A 25,481-nucleotide genomic window follows, 5' to 3' on the forward strand; every position below is an offset into this window, starting at 1 on the left:
CTTTACGACCCTTTTTTATAAGATTATGAACCGTGAAAAGATAAAAATTACTATAGAAAACATGTCCTGGGGCGGTGACGGTATTGGATATGAGCAGGGAAAAGAGGTACATGTTGCGGGTGTGCTACCGGGCGAAGTGGTAGAGGTTCTGCCCTACAAGAAACGGGGCGGTGTTTTGCATGCACATCTCTTACAGGTAGAGGATGCGTCTCCCGATAGGCGAGATCCGAAAGAGGAATATTATTATCGTACGGGCAGTCCGTGGCAATGCATACCGTATGAGAAGCAACTCGCATACAAAAAAGAGCTATTGATACGCAATTGGTATCGTGATACCGGCGGATTACCGAGTAATGAAGTTTCCATAGAAAGAAGTTTTTATGAGTGGGGATATAGAAATAAATTAGAGTTTAGCTTTGATGAAGGGCATTTGGCGTTTCATGTACGCGGGCGCCGGTATGATATGCAAAGAGTTGCCGGCAGTGTATTGGGAAACGAAAAAATGAACGAATGCGCGCAGGTTATCGTGCGGGAGATTAGGAAGAAAAAAATACCGTCGCATATTCTTAAATCACTCGTCATACGTTATAGTTTTCTGGAAGATACTTGCATTGCGGTTTTGTATGTAAAAAACAAAAACGGAGCAGATAACATTCGCATCGAGCACATGCTCTTTAACGAAAAAAAATCCGGAGGATTTTATGTTGTATATTCCGATCCGCGTTCTCCTGCGTCCGTGGCAACGGAGGTAGTATATCGTAACGGAAGCGAATATATAGAGGAGCAGGTGGGAAATAATATATTTTCCTATCACTATAATTCCTTTTTCCAGGTAAATCCCTCTGCGTTTGGATCCGTGTTGGAGGATATGCGCTTACATGCATGTTCGGGAGGATATGCGGCTGATATGTATGCCGGTGTGGGGACTATCGGTATTTCTCTTGCCGGCATGTTTGAGGGGATGTATTTTATTGAATCGGATGTATATGCACGGGAAATGATACAAAAAAACGGCACGCGTGCCATGCCCGAGGCTCAATGTTTGAAAAATGGGGATACGATTGTGGGAGATGCGGAAAGGCAAGATTTGCGGACACTCTTGCAAAAAACGGATACGGTTATTATCGATCCGCCACGAAGCGGATTGCATCCTCGTGTGATGAAGTACTTTATGGAATCACCACCACGTCAGATTATCTATGTATCGTGCAACCCTAAAACGCAGGCACGTGATTGGCGTATATTTCGGGATCTTTATACGACATCCCATTGGCGGTTGTATGATTTATATCCACAGACACCTCATGTAGAGAGTATGTTAATACTTTCACGAATAGAGTAAACTACTTATAGTAGTTATCTATATTAGAATAGTAATGTAATATGTCAAAAAGTATTCTTGTATTGTTACGTATTTCTCTCGGATGGCTTATGTTGTATGCGGGCATTACAAAAGTTCTCAATCCTGATTGGTCTGCGGCGGGATATTTGGCGGGCGCAAAGACATTTTCCGGCTTTTATGGTTGGCTTGCGGGCGGGGATATTTTGCCATTCATTAATATTATGAATGAATGGGGACTTACGCTTTTGGGAATATCACTTATTGCAGGTGTATTTGTGCGGTGGAGTGCTCCACTGGGGGCGCTTTTAATGTTACTGTATTATATTCCTACTCTTGCGTTTCCCATGGTGGGAGATCATTCCTATATTGTTGATGATCATATTATTTATGCATTGGTTCTTCTCTATTTTTCAGCTGTCGGTGCCGGGAACGTATGGGGAATTGACGGATGGCTTAGAAACAGGAATCAGTAAAGTGCTATAAACGGAAAAACTGCATGAATATCCATGCAGTTTTTTTGTAGAGAAGTGTTGACTTTCAACGGCTTTATGGGTATATATAGACATACATCTATATGAAAAAAGATGCTTTTTATACACCAAATAGAGAGCGGTATGATACTGCCGATGAGGCGCGAAACAAATATCGCGCTGATTTGGGTGTGACGGAACATTTAGTGCGGGAGATCTCCCGGCAAAAGAACGAACCGGAGTGGATGCTTGAAAAGCGTCTTCGGGCATTTGCTCTTTATAAAGAATGCCCCTTGCCTTCATGGGGTCCGGATTTATCGGGATTGGAACTTGATAAAATAACATATTTTGTGCGTCCTGACGCAAAGGAATCACGATCGTGGGAAGATGTACCGGAAGATATCCGTACAACATTTAATAAATTAGGTATTCCGGAAGCTGAACAAAATGCGTTGGGTGGCGTTGGTGCGCAATATGATTCTGATATTGTTTATCATAATCTTAAGGAAGAGTGGGAACGGGAAGGGGTTATTTTTGAGAATATGGATACGGCTGTTCATAAGTATCCGGAGTATGTAAAGGAATACTTTATGACAAGATGTGTACCCATCAATGATCATAAGTTTGTTATGTTGCATGCGGCTGTATGGTCGGGAGGTACATTTATCTACGTTCCTCCGGGCGTAAAGGTTACCGTTCCCTTGCAGGCGTATTTTCGTATGAATGCGGAGCGCGGGGGGCAATTTGAACATACACTTATTATTGCGGATAAGGGGTCAGAGGTTTCGTATATTGAAGGATGTTCCGCGCCGCGCTATCAGACAAGCGCTTTGCATGCCGGTTGTGTTGAGCTTTTTGTAAACGAAGATGCAACCATTCGATATTCGAGCATAGAAAATTGGAGCCGTAATACGTATAACCTTAATACGAAACGAGCATTGGTGGAAAGAAACGGAAGAATTGAATGGGTGAATGGTAATATGGGTTCGGGAATAACTATGTTATATCCATCCAGTATATTAGCGGGAGAAGGTGCTCACAGTGAAAGTTTGGGTATCGCGTTTGCCGGTGCAGGGCAGAATCAGGATACGGGATCAAAGGTGGTTCACGTGGTACCGAATACATCATCCGTTATTCGGGCGAAGAGCATATCTCGAAAGGGGGGTACGGCAACGTATCGCGGACTCGTGCGTGTTGGAAAGCGAGCTACGGGAACGAAAAGCAGTGTTGTATGTGACGCTCTTATGATAGAAGATGAATCCGTATCGCATACCTATCCGTTTATGAAAGTAGAAAATAAAAATGTTTCGGTGACGCATGAAGCGCGGGCGGGAAAAATAGGTGAGGAGGAGTTATTTTATGCGCAAAGCCGCGGTCTTACCGAAGAGCAGGCAATCAAAATGATTGTGGGCGGTTTTGTGAGTGATATATCAAAAAAATTACCCCTGGAATATGCGGTCGAATTTAATCGACTTATAGATTTGGAAATGGAGGGCGTTAATTAAGCAAGCGATATAATGCATAAGGAAAAAAATACAGACAAAAAGGAAATAGTATCCCATTACGGTATTGGAATCTTTTCGGTAATGCCGCAGGATATAGTACATGCCGATATGGAAATACCAAGCATAAAAGTCTCAAAAGGGGTTGTCGTGGTGCGAAATAAAAAAGGTATTCACATAACGGTAAAAAAAGAGAATGTAGCGGAAATAGAAATAGTAAACGATACAGATGTTTCCGCAAACAGTACTATGGATGTGTTCGTGGAAGAAGGAGCGAATGTCCGGATTCGGCGGCGATATGCGCCAGGGGCACCTTCCTTGCATACGGAGCGCTATACACTTGAACGCAATGCTTCTTTGCGTATGGAGCGTATTGTAGAAACGGTTGTATTTTTACGTGTTTTGCACGAAGTAATTCTTGCGGGAGATAATGCGTCATATAGCCTCATAGGGCGCAATACCGTTTCGGGCGCGAGTACATTTGATAGTGAGGAAAGTATTTTGCACAGGGGCAGGAACACAACCTCTTCCATAGAAGAGAGGCATGTCGTAAAAGATAAGGCAAAACTCATTTGGCGCGGAAGAACACGTGTGTTACAGGAGGCGAAAGAATCTATGGTAAGTCAAATATCGCGCACGCTTCTTATGAATGATGAGACGGAAGCGGATACTGTTCCTATGGTGGAGCTTTTCACGCACAATGTACGTGCTTGTCATGCCGCCACAACAACAACGCTGGATCCAGAGCAGGTGTTTTATCTTACAAGTCGTGGTATGTCTGATAAAGATGCGGAAAAACAGATTATAGAAGGATTTTTAAAAGTAATGCCAACACTATGAATATATCAGATATAAAAAAAGATTTTCCGATATTTACAACCAATCCCGATCTTATATTTCTTGATAGTGCGGCCACCGCTCAAGTTCCCCGGCAGGTAACGGACGTCATGAATGAGTATTATCATTCATTTAAGGCAAATGTGCATAGCGGTATATATCCCATAGGCGTGCGTGCAGTCGAGGAATATGAAAAAGCGCGGCATACCGTAGCTTCGTTTATTGACGCCGATCAGGAGGAAATTGTTTTTACGGGAGGAGCCACTACTGCTTTAAATATGATATCCCGTATGCTTGCGGGCGGTATAAAAGAAGGAGATGAAATAGTGGTGACGGATCTGGAGCATCACAGCAACTTTATTCCGTGGCAACAACTTGCTCGGGTGGCAGGCGCGCACCTACGCAGTATACCTATAAAGCAGGATGGGACTATTTCTTTGGATGACGTGCAAGACATAATTACCGAAAAAACAAAAATAGTTGCCGTAACACATGTGTCTCAAACATTAGGAACTTATGTGCCAGTGAAGGATATTTGTCGTATGGCGCGGAAAGTGGGGGCATATTCGGTTGTTGATGCGGCGCAAAGCGTGCCTCATATGCCGGTATCGGTACGGGATATAGATTGCGATTTTCTTGTTATAAGCGGACATAAGGTTGCGGGACCTACGGGCGTCGGTGTTTTATACGGTAAAAAAGAGGTTTTGCATTCTTTGGAGCCGGTTGTATTTGGCGGTGGCATGATTCGATCCGTTTCCGTTGAAGAATCTTTGTGGGCAGACATACCGGCAAAATTTGAAGCGGGAACACTGCCGGTTGCCGAAGCTCTTGGTCTTGCTTCAGCTATGGATTACCTAAGCGGTATTGGTATGGACGTTATAAAAAAACATGAGAATGACATAACGCATTACGCGCTCTCGGAATTAAAAGCTCTTTCCGGTGTAACGCTGTTTGGTCCGGGAGATGCTGACAAACAAGGCGGTATTATTTCATTTCTTGTGTCCGGCGTGCATCCGCATGATACGGCCGAAATTTTAGCCAAAAATGGTATAGCGGTGCGTGCGGGGCATCATTGCGCTATGCCACTCATGAAGAAATTGGATGTATCAGGTACCGTACGCGTAAGTTTTTACATCTACAATACGCGGGAAGATGTTGATGCGCTTATAAAAGGAATAAAAGATGTAAAACATATATTTTCTAAGAATGTATAATATGGATCAGGATTTATACCGGGAGCAGATACTTGATTTACATAACAACCCTCATAATAAAGGGGTGCTTTCGGGCGCCTTGCAAGCAACGGAACATAATGCATTATGCGGAGACAGTATAACATTGTATGTTGTGGTAAACGAAAATGATACTATTGTGGAAAGTAGCTTCGATGGTACCGGATGTGCTGTAAGTCAGGCATCGGCATCTCTTCTTACGGATTATATAAAAGGAAAGACCGTAGAAGATGTATGTGCTTTGACGCAGAATGATATGGAACGCATGTTGGGGGTTTCGCTTAATGTGGTGCGTATGCGATGTGCCGTACTTTCACTGAATGCGGCACAAAAAGCCGTAAAAAAATAAAGAATCAGAATAATGAAAAAGAATGTATTACAAATAAATAATATTCATATTGCGGCAGATGCAATGGAGATTGTGCATGGTGTTACATTGGAAATTCCCCGGGGAGAAATCGTTGCCCTTATGGGACCGAACGGATCCGGAAAGAGTACGCTTGTCAGTGCCCTTATGGGACATCCCCGATTCTGTATTACCGGTGGATCACTTGTTCTTGACGGAAAGGATATAACACAACTTCCGGCATACGAAAAAGCACGCAGGGGACTGTTTTTATCTCCCCAGCATCCGCCGGAAATTCCGGGTGTTTCAGTATTTTCTTTTTTGCGTTCAGTGTACAATATCGTTCAAAAGCATCCCATGTCCGTCCCGGATTTTAAAAATTATATTGAAGAAAAAGCGGCAATGTTGGGTATGGATAACGCTTTTCTGAAACGGTCGTTGAATGAGGGTTTTTCCGGCGGAGAGAAGAAACGCATGGAGATGCTTCAACTTTCACTTTTTGTTCCGACATATGCTTTTCTTGACGAAACTGATTCAGGTCTTGATGTTGATGCTCTTAAGATAATTGCGAATTCTATTGTCCGTATAAAACATGACATGGGCATATTGGTAATTACACATCATACCCATATTCTTTCATACCTTGTGCCGGACAAGGTTTATGTCATGAAGGAGGGAAAAATTATACAAGAGGGAGGAAGCGAACTTGCGGAGAAAATAGAGAAGGAGGGATATCAGTCAATATAAGGTGTTATGATTACGAAAGAACAGGTTATAGAAATATTAAAGACTATAAAAGATCCGGAGTTGGATCTTGATGTTTGGACGCTTGGGCTTATTTATGATATTTCGGTAACAGACGGAAAGGATATTTATATGATAATGACATTTACAACACCTCTTTGTCCGTATGGGACGGAAATGGCGGGTACTATTAAAGAAAAAATCGTAAAGAATCTTAAGCCGAAATCTCTTAAAATTGAAGTTACGTTTGATCCGCCCTGGGAGCCGTCGGAAGGGCTTCGTGAAATGTTAGGTGTATGATATTATTTTTTAGGATACTTCTGAAACAGGAGGAAAGTTCTTTATGAATAAAGATGATCCCGATGGATGGATTGTAACATGTGTGCTTGCGTGTCTTACCGTCGTATCAATTATTTCCGGAATGTTATTTATGGTGTATTAACGATAAGGAGCGACTTTGGTCGTTTTTTTTTAAACAATTAAAAAATAATTTCCCATAATGTGATATACTTAAGAAATAAGTTATAAAATTAGGTTGCGGGTATGAATAAAAAAGAAGTTGAAATTATTAAAGAGGAACGAACCAGATCACATCCCCCATACGGAGCATTTTTAATTTTTTCCCTCTTTGTTTTTGTGTGGGCGGTTTTTTTATACAAATACACGCCGGGTGAAATTGTTGAAATGATAGGCATTGAAAACGGTTTTATTATTGCTTTTGTCGCCGCATTTCTGGGCGGTCTCTCCACGTTTTCTTCGGTGCCGTATACTCTTATTATTGTTACACTTGGTGCGGGAGGGCTTCATCCATTGGGTCTTGGTCTCGTGGCGTCACTGGGACTTTTTTTGGGAGATTCCACATCATATTTTTTAGGGTATTATGGTAATGGCGTGGTGCCGTCCCGTTTGCAAGAGTATCTGCAAAGATTCCATAATTGGCTTGTGCAAGAGCGGTTTACATCCGTTATGCCGTTCTTTATTTTTTTGTATGGTGCTTTATTTCCGTTTTCGAATGATGTTGTGGTAATATCGTTCGGCCTTGCGCGTTATCCGTATTGGAAGGTTATGATTCCGCTTACGCTCGGAGCTGTTGTTTTTAATACGATGATGGCGTACGTGGGCCTCTATGGCATTCGATTATTCGGGTAATAAGAGGAAGTTTTATCGAAGAGAAAGGAAGGTGTCTATTTTTTTCTTAATCGCTTCCCATACATCTTCCCGTGTCTGTAGAGCATTAATAATATGCCATGTTGCGGAATCCTCCTTTGCTTGCGCAAGAAATCCATTACGTACTTTTTCATGAAAGTCTATTTTTTCGGCATCGAAACGTGATGTCGCTTCTTCTCGCGTAAGAATCATTTTTGGATCAGCATCGAGAAGGAATATTATATCGGGCCATATGCCTTTTCGTGCGCGCGCGCTTTTTTTCTTTATATGATCAATGGATATACCGCGTGCATATCCTTGATAGGCAATAGTAGAAGGCTCGAATCTATCCAGGAGAATAATCTTTTTTTCCTGTAGGGCCGGAATAATGGTGTTTTGTATGTGAAGTGCGCGATCTCTGCAAAACAAATTAAGTTCCTCTTCCGGTGTGAGTACGCCTTTCATGTCTAAGAGTTTCGTGCGAATAGAGGGGTCGCCTCCACCCGGTTCATGGCTTGAGAGTACCGTATATCCATGCGCTTTAAGATATTCTTTCGTGTACGCAATTTGAGTTGTCTTGCCGGCTTTTTCACCTCCCTCAAAGAGAATCAGCATACCTTGTGATGGGGTGATTTCAGTCATACAATGGAAGTATATCATAAAAAAGAATACCTGTATGAAGCAGTATATTGATGCGCTTACCCATATTATGGATCATGGAGTTGATAGACCTACGCGTACGGGGGTAGATACGCGTGGTGTATTTGGTATGCAGATGCGCTATGCTATGGCGGATGGATTTCCAGCGGTCACCACGAAAAAACTTGCATTTAAATCCATTACAGCGGAACTTCTTTGGCTTCTGTCGGGGAGTTCCGATGTAAAAGATTTACAGAAATTGGGATCCCATATATGGGACGCTAATGCCAATGCGGATTATTGGAAACCGAAAGCGCGTTTTGAAGGTGATCTGGGACGCGTATATGGCGTGCAGTGGCGTTCGTGGAAAGCACCGGATGGTAGAGAGATTGATCAGATAGCGGAAGCCATACGTCGTATTAAAGAAACGCCTCATGATAGGCGTATTATTGTAACAGCGTGGAATCCTGGAGAATTGGATCAGATGGCACTTCCGCCATGTCATGCTTTTTTTCAGTTTTCTGTGGCTGATAGCAAACTTTCATTGCAAATGTACCAGCGGTCATGCGATATGTTTTTAGGCGTTCCGTTCAATATTGCTTCGTATGCGCTTTTACTGCATATGGTGGCGCAGGTTACGGACCTGGTGCCGGGTGATTTTATTCATACGTTAGGAGACGCGCATATCTACCATAATCATTTTGATCAGGTGCGTGAGCAGATATCACGAACGCCGTATCCATCACCTAAACTTGTTCTGCGTTCGGCTGTGCGTAACATTAATGATTTTACTATGAAGGATATTACGTTGGAGCATTATCAGCATCACCCTTCCATTAAGGCGGATATGGCCGTTTAACTCTATGAATATATCGATTATAGCGGCCATGGGGGAGAATGGTGTGATTGGTAATAAGGGAAAGTTGCCGTGGGATATGCCTGCAGACATGCGGCATTTTCGCTCTTGCACGGTAGGGAGACCGGTAGTGATGGGGAGTAAGACATTCGCATCCATTGGTCATCCGCTTTCAGAAAGAAAAAATATCATACTTACCCGCAACAAGGCGTATATCGCGGCACATGGGTGTTTAGTTATGTATTCACCTCACGAAATTATGGAAAAATATAAAGAAGAACAGGAACTTATGGTTATTGGAGGTGCCGGAATATATGAAACATTTCTTCCGTACGCACATTATATGTATCTAACATACATTAAACATGTTTTTGAAGGGGATGTATATTTTCCATCGTTTAATGAAGACGAATGGAGTGAAATATCGCGAGAAGACCACGAAGCCGATAAAGAAAATCCATACCCATATGCATTCATTACCCGTAAGCGAAAATGTATATGAAAATTTCAATAAAACGAATAGATAAAACATTGCCGTTGCCGGAATATAAAACAGAAGGAGCGGCGGCTTTTGATATGTATGCACGCGTAGATGTGGTTATAGAGCCGGGAACAATTGGTATTATTCCCTCAAATCTTATCATTAAATCCCCGCCGGATTATGTTCTTATTATGGCATCTCGCTCCAGTACGCCAAAGCGCGGACTTATTATTCCGCATGGCATTGGTATCGTGGACGGGGATTATTGTGGAAACAAAGATGAGCTTGGGTGTCAGGTATACAACATCACAAAAGACCCTGTACATATTAAACGAGGGGAACGCATTGGACAGGCTCTGTTTGTGCGTCTGGGAAAAGTATCTAAGTGGGAAGAAACAGATTCGATGGAGAACAATAGCAGGGGAGGGTTTGGTAGTACGGGAATTACGTAAGATTAATGGTTATTTTTCCGGGTAAACGAAAGTGTTTGGAAAGCACTGCTGTGCGGGACTGATTAGTATAATGGGATGTTTCAACCTCATCATAATGCTTTTCGGGAAGATGGGTTAAATGTTCAAAGCGAAATTTGGCAATAGGTTGTCCATCGCGCAGAGCCACGTCTTGAAAAAGGGGACGCACTTCCATAACAGCGGTTCGTCCTTTTCCTTCGCCATCTTTCCCCCATCCCCATCCGGGATCAAAAAATCCCGCATAGTGCGAACGGAATTCACCGGCGCGTTCGTCCATGGGAACAATTTCGGAAGCAAGATAGGGAGGTACACGAATAGCTTCTTTTGTGCGAAGAATATAAAAATGCCCTTGCTTTAAAAGAATGCGTCCGTTTCTACAAAACACGGGGCGGAAAAAGGTGAATGGGTCATGTTCACGTTTTTTAGAGAGGTCTAATACGGCATTTCCCGGAATACTTTCCCATCCGACATGTTCTCCGGAAAGATCCACGGTAAGAATAAGAGATCCGTCTCGGTCGCTCATATGAAGATTTTGATAACGTATGGGTGTGCCAGAAGCATCCCATAAGAGTTTATCGCGTTCAATTGCGAGTTGCAATTCGAGTTCCGAAAGGCGGGTGTCATGTGTGAAAAACCGTATTTGGGAAAGTTTTTCTCCGGGCGGTATGTTGGTTGAAAATGAATTGGGTGTAATAGTTACCCATAATTCTCCTTTATATCCGGCGGGAGCAAAGTCAAAGCGCGGTATGCCGTCTGCGAGGACGCGTACATGTATATCATTTCGGCCGGTACTTGATTTGGGATTACAGTAAGCATATACCTCATGAGGGAGCGCAAGAGATTCCCGAAGACGAGCCAGATAAGTATTACCCCTTATTAGTGGTTCGTGTGGCGCGTGCGGCGTTGTATGTACTTCTTTCATGAGGTTGCGTATGGATTCGTTTGGGTATGGAAGAAATACTTCATTAATGCGGTACAATTCGTCTGATAATGCGAGATCGAGAGATGCGGGGCTTATGTTTTCCATTTCTGCGCCATGAATATGGCCCGCATTGATAAGATCGCGAATCAGCTGAACGGGAAGGGCGCCTATGTTTTTGGTAGTCATGGTCTTAGATTATCACCCGTTCGAAAGAAGGGCAATTTTTGCGAATTTGCAAAGCAATGTATAATGACTATATGGAATCCCCCACAACATTTGTCATATTTGGTGCCACTGGAGATCTCGCGCGGAAAAAACTAATTCCGGCACTGTTTGATTTATATGTAAAAAAAATGTTGCCGGATGTTTTTTATATTATGGGGTTTTCCCGGCGAGTTTGTGAGATAGAAACATTTCATGATATGGTGCGGGATGCTATTGGGGAGAAAATGCATAATCACGCGAAGGAAAAGGAGGATGCTTTTTTAAAACATGTTTCGTATGTGCAAGGATCGTTCGAAGATGCTGAAGCATATAAAAATCTTGCCGAAGCCCTTATAACTCTTGATAACATTCTTGCAAAAAAATGTTCTAATAAGATTTTTTATCTTGCGGTTCCTCCCATATCGTTTGCGTCTATTTTTACAAATTTGGCGGATGCAGGTCTTTCCATTCCGTGTGTGGGTGGGTGGACGCGTATTTTGGTGGAAAAGCCGTTTGGAAAAGATTTGCATACGGCGCAGGAACTTGATGCAACGTTGGGACTACTCTTTAAAGAAGAGCAGATTTTTCGTATTGACCATTATCTTGCTAAAGAAACAATACAGAATATTATTGCATTTCGTTTTGCAAACACCATTTTTGGTCCGCTTTGGGATAAAGACCATATAGAAAAGGTGGAAGTGCAATTGTTGGAAGATATCGATGTGGGCACGCGCGGATCATTTTATGATGGCGTAGGAGCGCTTAGAGATTTGGGGCAAAGTCATATTCTTCAAATGGTGGCGCTTATTGCTATGGAAGATCCGAAAGAGTTGGATGCGTCTTTAATTCGTGCGGCGCGCGCAAAGGTATTTACGTGCCTGCGTCCTTTTACAAAAAATGATATCAAAACACAGGTGGTACGCGGACAGTACGTTGGTTATCGGGATACGAAAGGTGTCGATCCCAATTCCGCAACGGAGACATATTTTCGTATGAAGACATATATTGATAATGAACGATGGCGCGATGTGCCGTTTTATTTGGAAGCGGGAAAAGCACTGCATGAGAAACGAACAGAGATAACCTTATATTTTCGGGAAAAGGTATCGTGTGTATGTCCGAAGGATACCGATCAGCATCATCAAAATATGTTAACCATTCGTCTTCAGCCGAATGAAGGAATGTCCCTTTTATTCTGGGTAAAAAAACCCGGGTTTGGCATGGATTTAGAGCCACAGCGCTTATCGTTTTCGTACGCTGATTCTCCCAACGCTGTTATGTTCCCGGATGCTTATGAGCGCGTACTTCATGATTGCGTTCGGGGAGATCAGACATTATTTGCAAGTACGGAAGAAGTTAATGCGGAGTGGAAGTTTATAACACCCATACTCCAGAATTGGCAGGATAATCCCTTGATGGAGTATGAAAAAGGGAGCAAGCCCAAGCATACTATAAGCTAATATAAAAACATATGAAGCTAGGTTATATCGGTCTTGGAAAAATGGGACTTAATATGGTGGAGCACTTGCTTGAACAAAAGCATGAACTTGTTGTCTTTGATGAAAATAGAGAGGTTATGCAACGCATTGCGTGGGGTGGCGTGAAAACCGCTACATCTGTGTGGGACGTTGTTAATTCGCTCGAAGGACCGCGCCTTATCTGGCTTATGGTGCCGCATACCGTGGTGGATGCAGTAATTGATGATTTAATTCCCATCTTGAAGGAAGACGATACCATTATCGATGGCGGAAATTCGTTCTATAAAAATTCAATGGCGAATGCAAAAAAGTTGGAAGAGGTGGGAATTAATTTTTTGGACGTAGGGACATCGGGAGGGCCTAAGGGCGCGCGTGATGGAGCATGTCTTATGATTGGGGGCAAAAAAGAAATATACAAAAAGTTTGAACCGTTATTCAAGGACATTGCCGCTCCCGATGCGTATGGTTATATGGGACCATCCGGTGCGGGACATTTTGTTAAGATGGTGCATAACGGTATTGAGTACGGTATGATGCAAGCAATGGGAGAGGGTTTTCAAATTATGCAGACATCTCCTTTTGGTTTGGATTTGCCTAAAATAGCCGATGTATATAATCATCGTTCTGTGGTGGAGTCACGTCTCACGGAGTGGCTGGTGGAAGCGTATAAGACGCATGGCGCTGACCTTGCCGATATTTCCGGTTCAGTCAAGCAAAGCGGAGAAGGGCTTTGGACTGTAGAGGCGGCGAAAGAGCTGGGCGTGTCAGCACCCATTATTGAAGGCGCGGTAAAATTTCGTACGGAGTCGGAACATAATCCCAGTTATGCGGGGAAGATATTGTCGGCTTTGCGCACCACTTTTGGGGGGCATGAGGTAAAAAAATGATATGAAGCTTTTTTATGAAAAAACGGCGTTAATAGAAGATAGGGAGCTTTTGGAAACGGAAGGTTTGCTTACGGACTACGTAAATCACATGCGGTCCGTTATTTCCGCGGGAGAGTATGAAGCGCCGGAAGCATCAGTTAATTTGCCATCCGATGATAATCTTTTAGCAAATATTTTACGCATAAAAGAAAAAAAAGTATCTTCAGCACTTAAGTATATTGTAGTTATTGGTATTGGCGGCTCTAACTTGGGTACGCAAGCGGTATATAATGCAATGCGCGGATACGCGGATGCGCTTGAGCCGGATATCTATCCGAAAATATTTTTTGCGGATACAAACGATAACGAGTTCACAAAAAAACTGTGTGCTTTTTTGTGTTCACATATAACCGATCCGGAGGAAGTTCTTGTTATTGCCGTCAGCAAATCGGGAGGCACAACTGAAACTATCGTCAATACCGAATTTTTTATGCAGAAATTAAAAACAGTGATTGTAAATGTGCGGGATCGTCTGGTGGTTATAACGGATTATAATTCAAAATGGTGGCAGGTTTTGGAAAAGGATACGGATATTACACGCTTGTCCATTCCGCATATAGTGGGCGGGCGTTATTCGGTGTTTTCTGCCGTGGGATTATTTCCACTTGCGGCCGCCGGATTTGATATAAAAGCATTGCGAAAAGGTGCATGTGATATGCGCACCCTATGCGCGGGAAATTCCATAGAAGAAAATTATGCCATGCAGTCGGCGGCGGTTTTATATGCAAGTGCCAAAAAGGGAAAAATAATAAACGATAACTTCTTTTTTCATCCGGAATGCGAATCATTGGGAAAATGGTACCGGCAATTAATGGGAGAAAGTATTGGTAAAGAAAAAGACATTGACGGTGTTGTTGTGCATGCCGGTATAACTCCGACAGTTTCGCTGGGATCGGTTGATCTGCACTCTATGGCGCAATTATATTTAGGGGGACCGCGTGACAAAATAACAACGTTTGTATGGAGCGACGTATCGGGGGTAAAAGCGCGTATACCCGAAAGAAAGGATATGTTGTTTCCTGAACTTGTGAAAGATATTTCAGGACGTACGTTTGAGGAAATAATACATGCGATTCGGGAAGGAGTAAAAATTGCGTATCAAAAAAATAATTTACCGTTTATGGAAATTATTCTTTCGGAACTGTCGGAATATGAACTGGGTATGTTTTTGCAGTTTAAGATGATGGAAATGATGTACCTTGGCAAGCTTATGCGGCTTAATGTTTTTGATCAACCGAACGTGGAAGCGTATAAAAAGGAGACAAAAAATATTCTTGAGACAAGTTAATAATCAATCATATGTATGTACTTTTTGATATCGGGGGGACGAAAATGCGCGTTGCTGTTTCTAAGGATGGCGAGACATTTTGCGAACCAAAAAAAATTCCCACGCCACATAATTTTGAGGAAGGCGTACGGGCGTTTGGAGAACTTGCTCATGAACTGGCGGGAGGTGCGAAAATTGAAGCGGCGGCGGGTGGCATTGCTGGTCCGTTGGATAAAAATCGCACCATGCTGGTAAATTCGCCTAATATTTCCGATTGGATACAAAAACCACTTACGGAATCGTTGGCGCACAGCATTAACGCTCCGGTTTTTGTGGAAAATGATAATGCTATTGTGGGATTGGGAGAAGTTACGGCGGGCGCCGCAAAAGGGTGTGATATAGTGGCTTATGTGGGTGTGGGAACCGGTGTGGGAGGAACGCGTTATGTGGACGGTAGAATAGACAGAAGCGCGTTTGGGTTTGAAATAGGGCATCAAATCATAGATGCGGACGGTTCACTTACACATACCCCCGATGGAGATACACGATGTTTGGGATGCGGGCAGGTGGGACATTTGGAGGGTTATGTATCGGGGAGATCATTTGAAAACCGGTATGGAAAAAAGGCATATGATATTGATGACCCCGCTGTATGGGAGCAAGCGGCAAAATTACTTTCATACGGATTATATAATACCATGGTGCATTGGTCTCCGGATGTTATATGTTTGGGGGGATCGATGATTATGGGAAATCCGGTTATCCCTATGGATCGCATAGAGTATTATTTACGTACTATTACAAAAATTTTCCCGACATTACCAAAATTAAAAAAAGCGGAATTAGGAGATGTGGGAGGGCTTTATGGTGCACTTGCTTTTTTGAAGCAAAAAATGGGGGAGTAATATTATATGAATTTTCTATGATTAAATACACAACGCCGTTTTATATATGACTTATAGTTTGCTATAATGAAAGCATATGTCAACGTATGCTATTCGTATTGGCGTTCTTGTAGTTATCCTTATAGGAGGAGGATATTGGTGGTTTTCACAAACCGCCGATCCGCAAATAACATCCGTAACGGCGGCGCGGCAGGATGTAGTGGAAGAAATAATCGTGACGGGGATTATCGTACCAAGTGACCGCATTCATTTAGCGTTCGAACAGGCCGGAAAAGTGGAGGATTTGTTTGCGGATGTGGGAGATGACGTTGTTGTCGGAGAGGCACTTGCAAGGCTGGGATCGGAAGAACTTACTGCGGGACTACAAGAAGCAGAGGCGGCCCTTGCGGTTGAGTCAGCAAAATTAGAACAATTAGAACGCGGAGCGCGTCCCGAAGAGATAGCAATACAAAAGGTAAAGGTGGCGAATGCCAAAACAGCTCTTGATGACGCCACGGAGGATGTTCGACAAAAAATACGGGATGCATATACAAAACTTGATGATGTGGTGCGTAATAAAACCGACCAGTTTTTTGAAAATCCGGGAACAAATCCCGATTTTACTCTTTTGATAAGTAATTCTCAGCTTACGTCGGATCTTGAACAGATGCGATTTTCCATTGAAGATCTTTTAAGAAAATGGAATACATCCCTAAAAGACCTTAACCTATCTGCAGATGTAGAACTTTATATTACTGAAGCAAAAGCAAATATTATAACTATTCGTGTGTTTTTTGATATGCTTGCTCCCGTAATTAGTGAATTAAAACCAGGAGGAAATCTTACTCAAGCGACAATAGACGGTTATCGAGCGGATATTTCAACAGCACGGGCGAATATAAATACGGCGGCCATTAACGTGGCCGCTGCCGAAAAAGATGAACGTGCAAAATCTTCCGCACTCACACTTGCAGAAAATGAATTACTTCTTCTTGAAGCTGGCAGTACAAAGGAGGATATCGCAGCACAGCGCGCCGCTGTGCAAAAAGCTTTTGCCACACGCGATGTAGCTGTGGCAAAGCGCGCTAAAGCAACGCTTCGGTCTCCCATTTCCGGCACAGTCAGTGCTGTAGATATTTCCCTCGGAGAAATTGTGAGTCCGAATACGCCGGTCATCTCGGTTATTACGGGGGAGATGCTTCATATTGAAGTTTCTATTCCGGAGGTTGATATTACAAATGTGTATGTGGGAGATATGGCTGATATTACCCTTGATGCATATGGAAATATTCCATTTAAGGCGCAGGTAAGCGCTATTGATCCGGCGGAGACAATTATAGAAGGCGTACCTACATATACGACAACACTTTATTTTCTCGAAAAAGATGACCGTATTCGTTCAGGCATGACGGCAAATATTACCATTGTAACCAATCGTCGAACGGGAGTTATTGCCGTTCCGGGGCGAGCCGTTGTAACAAAAGATGGACGACATACGGTACGTTTTTTGGAAGAGAACGGAACGATACGGGAAGGTGATGTTGTAACGGGTATTCGCGGGTCGGATGGAAGCGTGGAAATTATTTCAGGTGTAGAGGAAGGGGATAGGGTTGTAATTTTTATTGAAGAATAGCCATGGCCCTTATCTCGGTAAAAAATTTAAAAAAAACATATTCTAGTGAAGATATTGTAACACATGTTTTGAATGGCATGTCGTTTTCCATTGAAAACGGAGAATTTATCGCCATCATGGGTCCGTCCGGATCCGGAAAATCAACACTTCTTCATATCTTGGGATTTTTAGACGTACCTACGAGCGGGGAATACACATTTGAAGGGCGGGAGATTTCGAGCTACACGGAGGAAGAACGCGCGCGCCTGCGCAATAGTCAGATGGGGTTTATATTTCAATCCTTTAATTTATTAGCGCGGACCAGCGTTTTTGATAATGTAGCGTTGCCGCTTATGTATTCGGATAAGCCGGAGGCAGAGTGGCACAAAAAGGCGTTCGAGGCAATTTCCGCCGTTGATCTGAATCATCGCATGGAGCACGATCCGGGACAGCTTTCGGGGGGAGAAAAGCAACGCGTCGCCATAGCGCGCGCATTGGTAAATGATCCGCAGGTGTTGTTTGCCGATGAACCGACCGGTAATCTCGACTCTGTTTCGGGGAAGAATGTTATGGATATTTTGGCCGATTTACATAAGAAGAAGGGACACACCATTATTCTTATTACGCACGATAATGATGCGGCGGCATATGCAAAACGCATTATTCGGATTAGCGATGGAGTTATTGAAAGTGATTCAAAAAAATGAAATCAAAATATATTCTTCAAACGGCCGTCATAGGCCTTAAAACAAATAAGTCACGTTCAGCGCTTACCATTCTTGGTATTGTTATTGGCATAACATCCATTATTCTAATGGTTTCCATAGGCGATGGTGCCGAACAGCTTATTTTAGGTGAAATTGCCGGTTTGGGAGCGGAAACTATTGTTGTGCGTCCGGGTCGTGAACCATCGGGCCCCACCGACTTAACAGAAACGCTTTTTTCCGATTCGCTCAAGGAGCGGGACGTCACGGCGCTTCTCCGAAAAGAAAATGTCCCTGATTTGGTTGATATTATGCCGGTGTTGGCCGTTCCGGGAACGATATCGTTCGAAGGGGAGACGTACCGCGGACAGATTCTTGGCGGTTCAGCTGAATTTTTTGCAAAAACATTTGATATCTATCCATTCGAAGGCGTGGTATTTGATGAACAGGATATTCGTACTCGCGCCAGTGTTGCCGTTATTGGCAGTAAAGTACGGAATGAATTTTTTGGCGATGGAGATGCGCTCGGTAAGCAAATTTCCATTCGCGGAAGGAAGTTTCGGGTGGTAGGTATATTTCCGGCAAAAGGACAGGTTGCGTTTTTAAATATCAATGACATGGTTGTTGTTCCGTATACAACGGCGCAGACATATCTTTTGGGAATTAATCATTTTCATGAATTTATCATAAAAACGACAAATCCGGATGCTGTGGCACATTCCGTAGAAGATATTGAACGTACACTGCGTATCTCTCATAACATTACCGATCCGGATAAAGATGATTTTTATGTGGAAACTCAACAGGGACTGGTAGAACAAATAGGAACTATTCTTGGTGCGCTCACTATTTTCTTGTCTTCCGTGGTGGCGATTGCCCTGGTAGTGGGCGGTGTGGGAGTCATGAATATTATGCTCGTATCCGTTACGGAACGTACGCGCGAAATCGGACTTCGAAAAGCTTTGGGCGCCACGAATGAAGACATTCTACGCCAATTTCTTTTGGAAGCCATTATTCTAACCGGTATAGGAGGATTAGTAGGTATTTTTCTGGGAGCATTTTTTGCGTTTCTTGCTTCCGTTGTTCTCACTACATATGCGGAACTTGCTTGGGCGTTTACGTTTTCTGTCCCGGCGGCCTTGCTCGGACTAAGCGTATCTGCTCTTGTTGGTTTAGTGTTTGGTATTTATCCTGCTCGTAAAGCGGCGCGCAAAAGCCCGATTGAGGCGTTGCGGTATGAGTAGATGTTCTAAAAGAGGAGTAGTGCATTTACAATAAGATAAAGATTTCTTAGGGTAAAGAAAACAGAAAGGAGGCGCTTTATGAGAATAGCGTCCATTGAGCATCTTGAAAAACAACTGGGCCGTAAATTGTATTACAAAAACATTGTTGCTATCGGCGCTATTCATTTTATGTCATTGATTGGCATAGTGTGGGGAGTGTATTTTGGATTTACGGCGTTTCATTGGATTCTTGCCTTTGTTATGTATGGCGTTCAGGGATTTGGTACTACGCTTGCGTACCATCGTTTCTTTACGCATAATTCGTTTAAGTGTTCGAGTAAATATGTTGCTCGTATACTTGCCTTTATGGGAGGAATGACGGGGCAAGATGCTTGGGGGTGGGTGCGGACACATCGGACGCATCATTTATATACTGATACGCCGCGCGATCCTCATTCACCGGTACAAAGCGGATTTTTTTGGGCCCATGTCGGGTGGCTTCTTGTTCATTTGGATATACCGGATGATGTAAAAACGGACGATCTCGACAAAAATGAAACGATACAATGGGAGCGTAAATGGCACAATAATATTCTTATAGGTAGTTTTGTGTTCGTTCTTATTGTTTCGGGTCTGGAAGGGTTATTCCGAGACGGGTCGTTTATGTCAGTTTTAGAGGGAGGAATCGGCGGTCTTCTTCTTGCCGGATTTATCCGATTTACCGTAGTACTGCAAGTTACCTGGTGTGTGAATTCCGTGTGTCACTTGTGGGGATCGCAGATGCCGGAAACAGCACCGGGAGATACCAGTAGAAATAATGGCATTGTTGGGCTTTTGGCTCTTGGTGAAGGATGGCATAACTGGCACCATATAGCCCAGCATCTCGCGCGGCAAGGGCGATTCTGGTGGCAGATAGACCTCACCTGGTATCTCATTTGTCTCGGGGAATGGATGGGTATTTTTACGGATGTAAAACGTCCGAAACCTTTATAGCGGTTCCGTTAATGGAGTCGTTTTTTTATTAAAGGGATGATATGATACATATGTTCGTGGATACTAATGTATCAGCGAAGGTTCTGTTATAAAATAATAGATTTATTATGGATATACGAATTAAAAATGCTTTAGGTATTGTGGGTATTGCAGCTCTTTCCATTATCACCATTGCGGTTGCTGTCGGCGCGTATGTTATTTCCCAGGTGAATGATCCGACGGAACGACGTACATTTTCTGTATCAGCAGAGGGAAAGGCAATAGCTGTACCGGATGTGGCACAGTTTACATTTCAGGTTATTACGGAAGGCGGGCTTGATATAGCGGAGCTTCAGCAGACAAATGTACAGAAAGTAAACGGGGCAATTGCGTTTATAAAAGAAAAAGGAGTTGAAGAAAAAGATATAAAAACACAGAGCTTTAATGTGGAGCCGCGATATCAGTATGTTAATTGTTCATCGCTTCGCACTATTGGGGAACCATGTCCGCCGGCTGAAATTGTGGGACACACCATACGCCAGGTTATTTCGGTTAAGGTGCGTAATTTTGAAGCGGTAGGAACACTCCTTTCCGGCGTTGTTCAGAATGGCGCTAATTCGGTGTCACAACTTTCTTTTACCGTAGATGATCCGGAAGCGGTAGAAAATGAAGCACGTGCGGATGCTGTTGCGAAGGCGAAACGAAAAGCGGAAGAGGTGGCAAACGCCGGAGATTTTCGTATCGGTAAACTTATTTCTATTAATGAAGGGGGAGGTGTTCAGCCGTTTCGCTCTTATTATGCGGAAGATTCCGCTGTGCTCGGTGTCGGGGGTGGTACGAGTGCGCCCGTGCCGGCACCCAGTATTGAACCGGGCTCGCAGGATATTATTATTTACGTGACATTGGTATACGAGATTAAATAGGGTAAAGTTTATGACGCGTGTAATACAAAGGACTCCTGTTTCGACAAGAGTCCTTTATTGACAGAAATAGGATCATATCTGTACAATGGGAAATTAGTACATAGAAGAGGAGGTTTGTATGGCATCCACTTTGGTTGTGAGCAATGCTCATAGGAATTTTGTACCGAAGGGACAGTGCTTGGATAACGGTACCTTGCTTTGGATGAATATCGGTGCCTTGCAGGAAGATGTGAAGAGAGAGCTTCCGAAATATATTGCGCTTAAGCTTATTTCCTTAAATGGTATCAGGCCGGGTGCTAATCAGATCAAATTGGAGTTTGATCCGTCGGTTACGCCGAAAGAAGAGCGAATAGTTCGGCGTACGCTCTGTTGTTTACCCAAAGAACATACAAATGGAGGTGAGTTGTCCCATAAAAGCAGTGCTAATAGAAAATTTTCCAAAGAGCCTTGTGTAAAGCGGTCGCCACGACCTCGATAGTATGCATTACCCGGTAACGGGTATTTTTTTTTATAGCTTTATTGTTTTTTGAGAAAAAGATATTATTGTCGTATGGATAAAAAGAAAACATACGATGCTGGTATTGGCTGGGTGAGTTCGGTGGAGAATGTGTTCCTTTCATTTTTAAAAAAAGAATTACGAAAGAAAAAATATTCATTTGATGAAGTCACTTATGAAAACCTACGTCATCGATATGATGACATTAAAAACGACCGATACGCATATCGTGTTTTTATAGATCGCGCCTCATTTGATCACCCGGCATATTTTCTATTTGCCGATCTTGTACAAAAGAAAGGTGCGTATGTAGTTAATAATCCGGATGCGGTAATTGCGTGGGGAAGTAAGACGGCATTATACGGCGCTTTATGTAATGCCGGGCTTCCACTGCCAAGGGTATTCCTTCTTCCTGCGCGTCCACCGGCAAAAAAAGAACTTATTCACATACCGAAAGCATTGGGCGTGCCGTTTATTTTGAAGCCGGCGTATGGCGGTTTGGTGGATGATGTTCTTCTTCGTGCCCGTACGGTTGATGATATTATTACATTTATGGAGGATAACGGTACGGATGAAACCCTTGCACAGGAGTATGTTGTACCAACGGTAGTAAGAAAGAAGACAGCATGGTTTAGACCGCTTTATGTATGTGGGGAAGTTATTCCTCTGTGGTGGGATCCGCTTTCCCATTTTTATCAACCATTTGGACGTTCGGCGGAAGAGCGTGATATTGCAAAAGATTTGAAGAATATGCTTTGTCGCATTCATGATATTACTGGTCTTGATTTGTTTACAACGGAAGTTGCTATAGATGAGGGGGGTGAGTATAAAATTATTGATTATGCAAATCACCCAATCGATTTAAATTCACAAGAGAACGCATCCGATGCACTGCCGGAAGATATTTTGGAAGATGTGGCGCGTTGTATTGCGGTATATATCGGAAAAATTAAGGCACACGGGAATGTCATACGAGAATAATTTTCGTGATGTAAGAAAAAGGTAATGGGGAAGATGTTATTAACAGTTTAGTATTTTTTTAATACTGGCGTTTGTATGTTCTTATCCGTATACTTAACCGTATGGAAAGTATTGTAAAAGCTGATATATTCTTTTTTGTAACCACCATCGCGCTTGTTCTCTTTTCTGTTGCGTTTTTAATACTACTTTACTATATCATTCGTATAATAAGGAATGCGGCATATATTTCCCGTCTTATTGTATCTGAAACGGAGCAAATTAAGAGTGATGTTAGCGAGGCGCGTGCGTATGTACGGGAGGAGGCCGTTAAGATGGGCTATTTCATAGGGTTTATAAAAGCGCTTATGAAAGAACCGAAGACAGCTTTGGCGGCAAAGAAGAAACGAGCAACCAAACCAAAAAAAGACTCGGTAGAGTAGGTGTTGTAATGGAATATATAAATTTTATACGATAATCTAATTTCATAGATATATGGCTAAAAAATCAACAACTGAAGGAGTGGGAATCGGGCTTGCGGCATTAGCGGCCGCCGCGGCTGGTGCATATTTTTTGTACGGAAAGAATGGTGTGAAAAATAGAAAAAAAGTAAAAAGTTGGATGTTTAAGATGCGTGCCGAGGTGCAGGACAATATAGAAAAAATGCAGGACGTAAGTAAAGAATCGTACAACAGAGTGGTGGATGAAACGGCTCGTCATTATAGCGCATTAAAGCAGGTGGATCGAAAAGAACTGGATCAGATGGTACGGGAATTAAAAGGACACTGGAAGAGTATTTCATCTCAAGTGATGAAAAACATAAAAACGGTAAAACCTGCAAAAAAGAAAACTGCGAAGAAATAAGCATACCAAAAAACTACTGCGGAAAGCAGTAGTTTTTTTGGTATTATGGTAAGCTTATGCGTAATCTGGATTCGTTGTCGCAGATGGTTTATACTGTTCTTATGGAAAATAATCAGCAAAAGCTCAATATAAAAGCGGCAGACAGGGATCTAAAGGGGCGAAGCGCCAATAATGCCATGATATCGCATACAAAAGAAGAGTTCGTACTGGATTTTATTAATATGCTCCCGCCTCATCCATTGCTCGTATCACGTATAATCATAAGTCCGGGACATGCAAAGCGCTTTCACCGTGCTCTTACAGAACAGATAGAGCGTTATGAGGGATCATTTGGAAAACTGGAAGACGGAGAACATAATAAACCCAATATCGGTTTTCAGAATAATTAAATAAAAAACCGGAAATGTTGTTTCCGGTTTTTTATTTTAGTATCCACGTTCATCTACAAACTTACCGTTCGTATCCCGGAGAGTAATGGTTTCATGTGTATTGCGAAACATTTCAGCGTCTTTTTGAAGCCAGATAAGCCATCTATTCTGGTAGAAGTTTTCCTGATTTTTATAATTTCGCACACAACCGGCGTAACTGAAATTTTCTATAAGATAATCGGAGCATTCGCTTTCAATGCCGAAAAAGTCGCCTGAATCGGGAGTTCTGCATCCTCGAATATCATCAATAACCTCAAGGCAACGGTCACTGAAATAGGTAAGATCGGCGGTGTCGATGGTGTTAGGGCACCGACTTCCTATGGAAGGCGTAAATTTGGAGGTTTCTTTAAAATAACCCGTACAAAGGTTTTCTCGAAAATTTATGTTGCGATCTTGCTTGCCCACCGTGATAATTACCGTGCCTCGAGGAGTAAGAATGAGATCACTTAATTGAATGGATGTACCTCCGGGCAAATTTTGAACTTGTGGTATAGTGATACGTCCGCCTCGTGCATTGGTAATGGTCCAGCCGGTTATATTAACGGATTGTTCTTTACTCTTATTGGAAATAGTGACTTGTTCCGATACGGGATCGGTACGGTTTCCGCGGAATTGAGAGATAATTATTATTTCATGAAACGTTGACGTTGCAGTTTCCGAAGGAGGTAGTGTGCGCGTTGTTGTATTGTCAACGATTATAACGCCATCGGTAATATCCTTATTTACTTCTCGCAAGGTGTTAGCATCAAATCGGCCATGTACGCGAAGATCATTCGCTTCTTGATATTTGCGTACAGCCTCTTCGGTGAGAGAGAAATAATTTCCGTTGGAAACGGGATATGTGAAGTATCCCATGGTCCGAAGAAATTCTTGCAAACGTACAACGTCAGGATCATTGGTAAGACCGGGAGAAAAGGTGCGTTTAAATTCGGTAAAGGGAGGAGTGGGTGTGTTTTCGGGCGGAAGAGTGATTGGTATTTCGCCGGATAATTGACCGTTTACGGCATTACGGGTAAGGGGACCGAAATAGCCGGCAGGGGGTGTTATGTTGTGCGCAAGTTGAAATGCGGCAACGGCTTGTTGTGTGAGACTAAAATAATTACCGGTAGATTCCGGATAGGTAAAAAATCCTTTTGCGCGTAAGAATTCTTGCAGGCGCACTACTTCAGGATCATTACGAATGCCAACAAACAAGTCCCGTGTAAAATCTTCCGCGGAAGCAAAAGAGACAAAAGCGAAAGACAAAAGAAAAAAGATAGCATACTTTTTCATATTCATATTGTATATCTTTATTGTGAAAGTAAAAAGGGGATATTAATACTTTAGAAATATAATATTTTTGAAAACTACTATTTAAAAAAAGAGCATGTAATGGTAATGCTCTCTTAAATGGGATTCTTTAATTGTGTACTTGAACGAAGAAAGTGTGTGGGGGAGAGGTATTACCCAAGGAGGAGATGAAACTCTTCCTTATAACCACTCTCTTCGTTCAAGTCTTCGCATTTTACATTATGATAGTATGATTGTCAAACTTTTACAGCGAATGTTTTTAGGGC

General features: G+C 42.7%; 29 protein-coding genes. 26 read left to right on the plus strand and 3 right to left on the minus strand.

Features of this window, described 5'->3' with window-relative positions:
* Positions 1-25 precede the first annotated feature (25 nt).
* The 9 genes from COU90_02630 (at position 26) to COU90_02670 (ending at position 7,622) form a co-directional block, all read left to right on the plus strand.
* Positions 26-1,342, plus strand: a complete 1,317-nt coding sequence (locus tag COU90_02630; GenBank protein ID PJE64323.1) for a hypothetical protein — start codon at positions 26-28, stop codon at positions 1,340-1,342.
* A gap of 41 nt (positions 1,343-1,383) precedes the next feature.
* Positions 1,384-1,815 (plus strand): hypothetical protein, encoded by a 432-nt coding sequence (locus tag COU90_02635; protein PJE64324.1) that lies wholly within the window; start codon positions 1,384-1,386, stop codon positions 1,813-1,815.
* 101 nt (positions 1,816-1,916) lie between these two features.
* The gene (gene sufB, locus COU90_02640; GenBank protein PJE64325.1) at positions 1,917-3,317 is read left to right on the plus strand and encodes a Fe-S cluster assembly protein SufB; all 1,401 of its coding nucleotides are present in this window, start codon (positions 1,917-1,919) and stop codon (positions 3,315-3,317) included.
* Between the two features lie 12 nt (positions 3,318-3,329).
* Positions 3,330-4,154, plus strand: coding sequence for a hypothetical protein (locus tag COU90_02645; protein PJE64326.1), 825 nt, complete (start codon positions 3,330-3,332; stop codon positions 4,152-4,154).
* Positions 4,151-5,365, plus strand: a complete 1,215-nt coding sequence (locus COU90_02650) for a cysteine desulfurase (protein PJE64327.1) — start codon at positions 4,151-4,153, stop codon at positions 5,363-5,365. Before COU90_02645 ends, COU90_02650 begins: the two co-directional genes overlap by 4 nt.
* A complete protein-coding gene (locus COU90_02655) occupies positions 5,358-5,732 on the plus strand; it encodes a Fe-S cluster protein (GenBank protein ID PJE64328.1) in 375 nt (124 codons plus the stop codon). Before COU90_02650 ends, COU90_02655 begins: the two co-directional genes overlap by 8 nt.
* 12 nt (positions 5,733-5,744) lie before the next feature.
* Positions 5,745-6,476: a Fe-S cluster assembly ATPase SufC gene (sufC, locus tag COU90_02660; GenBank protein ID PJE64329.1), complete on the plus strand. Its 732-nt coding sequence runs from the start codon at positions 5,745-5,747 to the stop codon at positions 6,474-6,476.
* A gap of 6 nt (positions 6,477-6,482) precedes the next feature.
* Complete coding sequence (locus COU90_02665) at positions 6,483-6,773, plus strand: aromatic ring hydroxylase (GenBank protein PJE64330.1); 291 nt, start codon at positions 6,483-6,485, stop codon at positions 6,771-6,773.
* Between the two features lie 243 nt (positions 6,774-7,016).
* Positions 7,017-7,622, plus strand: coding sequence for a hypothetical protein (locus COU90_02670; GenBank protein ID PJE64331.1), 606 nt, complete (start codon positions 7,017-7,019; stop codon positions 7,620-7,622).
* Positions 7,623-7,634: 12 nt separating this feature from the next.
* Here the strand turns inward: COU90_02670 and tmk are convergent, their stop codons facing one another.
* Complete coding sequence (tmk, locus tag COU90_02675; GenBank protein ID PJE64332.1) at positions 7,635-8,279, minus strand: dTMP kinase; 645 nt, start codon at positions 8,277-8,279, stop codon at positions 7,635-7,637.
* A gap of 16 nt (positions 8,280-8,295) precedes the next feature.
* Between tmk and COU90_02680 the strand changes: the two genes are divergently transcribed.
* Genes COU90_02680 through COU90_02690 form a run of 3 tightly spaced genes read left to right on the plus strand, consistent with a single transcriptional unit; the run spans position 8,296 to position 10,047 of the window.
* A complete protein-coding gene (locus COU90_02680) occupies positions 8,296-9,117 on the plus strand; it encodes a thymidylate synthase (GenBank protein ID PJE64333.1) in 822 nt (273 codons plus the stop codon).
* Positions 9,118-9,121: 4 nt separating this feature from the next.
* The gene (locus tag COU90_02685) at positions 9,122-9,616 is read left to right on the plus strand and encodes a dihydrofolate reductase (protein ID PJE64334.1); all 495 of its coding nucleotides are present in this window, start codon (positions 9,122-9,124) and stop codon (positions 9,614-9,616) included.
* A complete protein-coding gene (locus tag COU90_02690; protein ID PJE64485.1) occupies positions 9,613-10,047 on the plus strand; it encodes a dUTP diphosphatase in 435 nt (144 codons plus the stop codon). The genes COU90_02685 and COU90_02690 overlap by 4 nt, the downstream gene beginning before the upstream one ends.
* On the opposite strand, the gene COU90_02695 is transcribed toward COU90_02690, so the two are convergent.
* Complete coding sequence (locus tag COU90_02695) at positions 10,040-11,173, minus strand: 2'-deoxycytidine 5'-triphosphate deaminase (GenBank protein PJE64335.1); 1,134 nt, start codon at positions 11,171-11,173, stop codon at positions 10,040-10,042. The two genes, COU90_02690 and COU90_02695, sit on opposite strands and share 8 nt — an antisense overlap.
* Positions 11,174-11,229: 56 nt before the next feature.
* On the opposite strand from COU90_02695, the gene zwf reads away from it, so the two are divergent.
* The 14 genes from zwf to COU90_02765 all read left to right on the plus strand — a co-directional run bounded on the left by zwf (position 11,230) and on the right by COU90_02765 (position 23,886).
* Positions 11,230-12,651 (plus strand): glucose-6-phosphate dehydrogenase, encoded by a 1,422-nt coding sequence (zwf, locus tag COU90_02700; protein PJE64336.1) that lies wholly within the window; start codon positions 11,230-11,232, stop codon positions 12,649-12,651.
* A gap of 11 nt (positions 12,652-12,662) precedes the next feature.
* Positions 12,663-13,556, plus strand: coding sequence for a 6-phosphogluconate dehydrogenase (decarboxylating) (gnd, locus tag COU90_02705; GenBank protein PJE64337.1), 894 nt, complete (start codon positions 12,663-12,665; stop codon positions 13,554-13,556).
* Between the two features lies 1 nt (position 13,557).
* A complete protein-coding gene (locus COU90_02710; GenBank protein ID PJE64338.1) occupies positions 13,558-14,883 on the plus strand; it encodes a hypothetical protein in 1,326 nt (441 codons plus the stop codon).
* 11 nt (positions 14,884-14,894) lie between these two features.
* Complete coding sequence (locus COU90_02715; GenBank protein PJE64339.1) at positions 14,895-15,767, plus strand: hypothetical protein; 873 nt, start codon at positions 14,895-14,897, stop codon at positions 15,765-15,767.
* A gap of 76 nt (positions 15,768-15,843) precedes the next feature.
* Positions 15,844-17,379, plus strand: a complete 1,536-nt coding sequence (locus COU90_02720; protein ID PJE64340.1) for a hypothetical protein — start codon at positions 15,844-15,846, stop codon at positions 17,377-17,379.
* Between the two features lie 2 nt (positions 17,380-17,381).
* Positions 17,382-18,065, plus strand: coding sequence for a macrolide ABC transporter ATP-binding protein (locus COU90_02725; protein ID PJE64341.1), 684 nt, complete (start codon positions 17,382-17,384; stop codon positions 18,063-18,065).
* Complete coding sequence (locus tag COU90_02730; GenBank protein ID PJE64342.1) at positions 18,062-19,306, plus strand: ABC transporter permease; 1,245 nt, start codon at positions 18,062-18,064, stop codon at positions 19,304-19,306. The genes COU90_02725 and COU90_02730 overlap by 4 nt, the downstream gene beginning before the upstream one ends.
* Positions 19,307-19,384: 78 nt before the next feature.
* A complete protein-coding gene (locus COU90_02735) occupies positions 19,385-20,278 on the plus strand; it encodes a hypothetical protein (GenBank protein ID PJE64343.1) in 894 nt (297 codons plus the stop codon).
* Between the two features lie 107 nt (positions 20,279-20,385).
* On the plus strand, positions 20,386-21,180 hold the full coding sequence (locus COU90_02740; GenBank protein PJE64344.1) for a hypothetical protein: 795 nt from the start codon (positions 20,386-20,388) through the stop codon (positions 21,178-21,180).
* 118 nt (positions 21,181-21,298) lie between these two features.
* Positions 21,299-21,658 (plus strand): hypothetical protein, encoded by a 360-nt coding sequence (locus COU90_02745; protein PJE64345.1) that lies wholly within the window; start codon positions 21,299-21,301, stop codon positions 21,656-21,658.
* A 72-nt stretch (positions 21,659-21,730) separates the two neighbouring features.
* On the plus strand, positions 21,731-22,657 hold the full coding sequence (locus COU90_02750) for a hypothetical protein (protein PJE64346.1): 927 nt from the start codon (positions 21,731-21,733) through the stop codon (positions 22,655-22,657).
* A gap of 101 nt (positions 22,658-22,758) precedes the next feature.
* Positions 22,759-23,076 carry a hypothetical protein gene (locus COU90_02755; GenBank protein PJE64347.1) on the plus strand — a complete coding sequence of 106 codons (318 nt, stop codon included), beginning with the start codon at positions 22,759-22,761 and terminating at the stop codon, positions 23,074-23,076.
* Positions 23,077-23,128: 52 nt separating this feature from the next.
* Complete coding sequence (locus COU90_02760) at positions 23,129-23,497, plus strand: hypothetical protein (protein PJE64348.1); 369 nt, start codon at positions 23,129-23,131, stop codon at positions 23,495-23,497.
* 101 nt (positions 23,498-23,598) lie between these two features.
* Positions 23,599-23,886, plus strand: coding sequence for a DUF3467 domain-containing protein (locus COU90_02765; protein ID PJE64349.1), 288 nt, complete (start codon positions 23,599-23,601; stop codon positions 23,884-23,886).
* A gap of 36 nt (positions 23,887-23,922) precedes the next feature.
* On the opposite strand, the gene COU90_02770 is transcribed toward COU90_02765, so the two are convergent.
* Entirely contained in the window at positions 23,923-25,203 is a 1,281-nt protein-coding gene (locus COU90_02770; protein ID PJE64350.1) for a hypothetical protein, read from the minus strand.
* Positions 25,204-25,481: the final 278 nt, after the last annotated feature.

The sequence above is a fragment of the Candidatus Ryanbacteria bacterium CG10_big_fil_rev_8_21_14_0_10_43_42 genome (assembly GCA_002793915.1).
Taxonomy (GTDB): Bacteria; Patescibacteriota; Minisyncoccia; order Ryanbacterales; family 2-02-FULL-48-12; genus 1-14-0-10-43-42.

Excerpts from the sequence above, each read along its gene's own strand:
- COU90_02630 (PJE64323.1), top strand. The coding sequence starts at position 26 with ATGAACCGTGAAAAGATAAAAATTACTATAGAAAACATGTCCTGGGGC.
- COU90_02635 (PJE64324.1), top strand. The coding sequence starts at position 1,384 with ATGTCAAAAAGTATTCTTGTATTGTTACGTATTTCTCTCGGATGGCTT.
- sufB (PJE64325.1), top strand. The coding sequence starts at position 1,917 with ATGAAAAAAGATGCTTTTTATACACCAAATAGAGAGCGGTATGATACT.
- COU90_02645 (PJE64326.1), top strand. The coding sequence starts at position 3,330 with ATGCATAAGGAAAAAAATACAGACAAAAAGGAAATAGTATCCCATTAC.
- COU90_02650 (PJE64327.1), top strand. The coding sequence starts at position 4,151 with ATGAATATATCAGATATAAAAAAAGATTTTCCGATATTTACAACCAAT.
- COU90_02655 (PJE64328.1), top strand. The coding sequence starts at position 5,358 with ATGTATAATATGGATCAGGATTTATACCGGGAGCAGATACTTGATTTA.
- sufC (PJE64329.1), top strand. The coding sequence starts at position 5,745 with ATGAAAAAGAATGTATTACAAATAAATAATATTCATATTGCGGCAGAT.
- COU90_02665 (PJE64330.1), top strand. The coding sequence starts at position 6,483 with ATGATTACGAAAGAACAGGTTATAGAAATATTAAAGACTATAAAAGAT.
- COU90_02670 (PJE64331.1), top strand. The coding sequence starts at position 7,017 with ATGAATAAAAAAGAAGTTGAAATTATTAAAGAGGAACGAACCAGATCA.
- tmk (PJE64332.1), bottom strand. The coding sequence starts at position 8,279 with ATGATATACTTCCATTGTATGACTGAAATCACCCCATCACAAGGTATG.
- COU90_02680 (PJE64333.1), top strand. The coding sequence starts at position 8,296 with ATGAAGCAGTATATTGATGCGCTTACCCATATTATGGATCATGGAGTT.
- COU90_02685 (PJE64334.1), top strand. The coding sequence starts at position 9,122 with ATGAATATATCGATTATAGCGGCCATGGGGGAGAATGGTGTGATTGGT.
- COU90_02690 (PJE64485.1), top strand. The coding sequence starts at position 9,613 with ATGAAAATTTCAATAAAACGAATAGATAAAACATTGCCGTTGCCGGAA.
- COU90_02695 (PJE64335.1), bottom strand. The coding sequence starts at position 11,173 with ATGACTACCAAAAACATAGGCGCCCTTCCCGTTCAGCTGATTCGCGAT.
- zwf (PJE64336.1), top strand. The coding sequence starts at position 11,230 with ATGTATAATGACTATATGGAATCCCCCACAACATTTGTCATATTTGGT.
- gnd (PJE64337.1), top strand. The coding sequence starts at position 12,663 with ATGAAGCTAGGTTATATCGGTCTTGGAAAAATGGGACTTAATATGGTG.
- COU90_02710 (PJE64338.1), top strand. The coding sequence starts at position 13,558 with ATGAAGCTTTTTTATGAAAAAACGGCGTTAATAGAAGATAGGGAGCTT.
- COU90_02715 (PJE64339.1), top strand. The coding sequence starts at position 14,895 with ATGTATGTACTTTTTGATATCGGGGGGACGAAAATGCGCGTTGCTGTT.
- COU90_02720 (PJE64340.1), top strand. The coding sequence starts at position 15,844 with ATGTCAACGTATGCTATTCGTATTGGCGTTCTTGTAGTTATCCTTATA.
- COU90_02725 (PJE64341.1), top strand. The coding sequence starts at position 17,382 with ATGGCCCTTATCTCGGTAAAAAATTTAAAAAAAACATATTCTAGTGAA.
- COU90_02730 (PJE64342.1), top strand. The coding sequence starts at position 18,062 with ATGAAATCAAAATATATTCTTCAAACGGCCGTCATAGGCCTTAAAACA.
- COU90_02735 (PJE64343.1), top strand. The coding sequence starts at position 19,385 with ATGAGAATAGCGTCCATTGAGCATCTTGAAAAACAACTGGGCCGTAAA.
- COU90_02740 (PJE64344.1), top strand. The coding sequence starts at position 20,386 with ATGGATATACGAATTAAAAATGCTTTAGGTATTGTGGGTATTGCAGCT.
- COU90_02745 (PJE64345.1), top strand. The coding sequence starts at position 21,299 with ATGGCATCCACTTTGGTTGTGAGCAATGCTCATAGGAATTTTGTACCG.
- COU90_02750 (PJE64346.1), top strand. The coding sequence starts at position 21,731 with ATGGATAAAAAGAAAACATACGATGCTGGTATTGGCTGGGTGAGTTCG.
- COU90_02755 (PJE64347.1), top strand. The coding sequence starts at position 22,759 with ATGGAAAGTATTGTAAAAGCTGATATATTCTTTTTTGTAACCACCATC.
- COU90_02760 (PJE64348.1), top strand. The coding sequence starts at position 23,129 with ATGGCTAAAAAATCAACAACTGAAGGAGTGGGAATCGGGCTTGCGGCA.
- COU90_02765 (PJE64349.1), top strand. The coding sequence starts at position 23,599 with ATGGAAAATAATCAGCAAAAGCTCAATATAAAAGCGGCAGACAGGGAT.
- COU90_02770 (PJE64350.1), bottom strand. The coding sequence starts at position 25,203 with ATGAATATGAAAAAGTATGCTATCTTTTTTCTTTTGTCTTTCGCTTTT.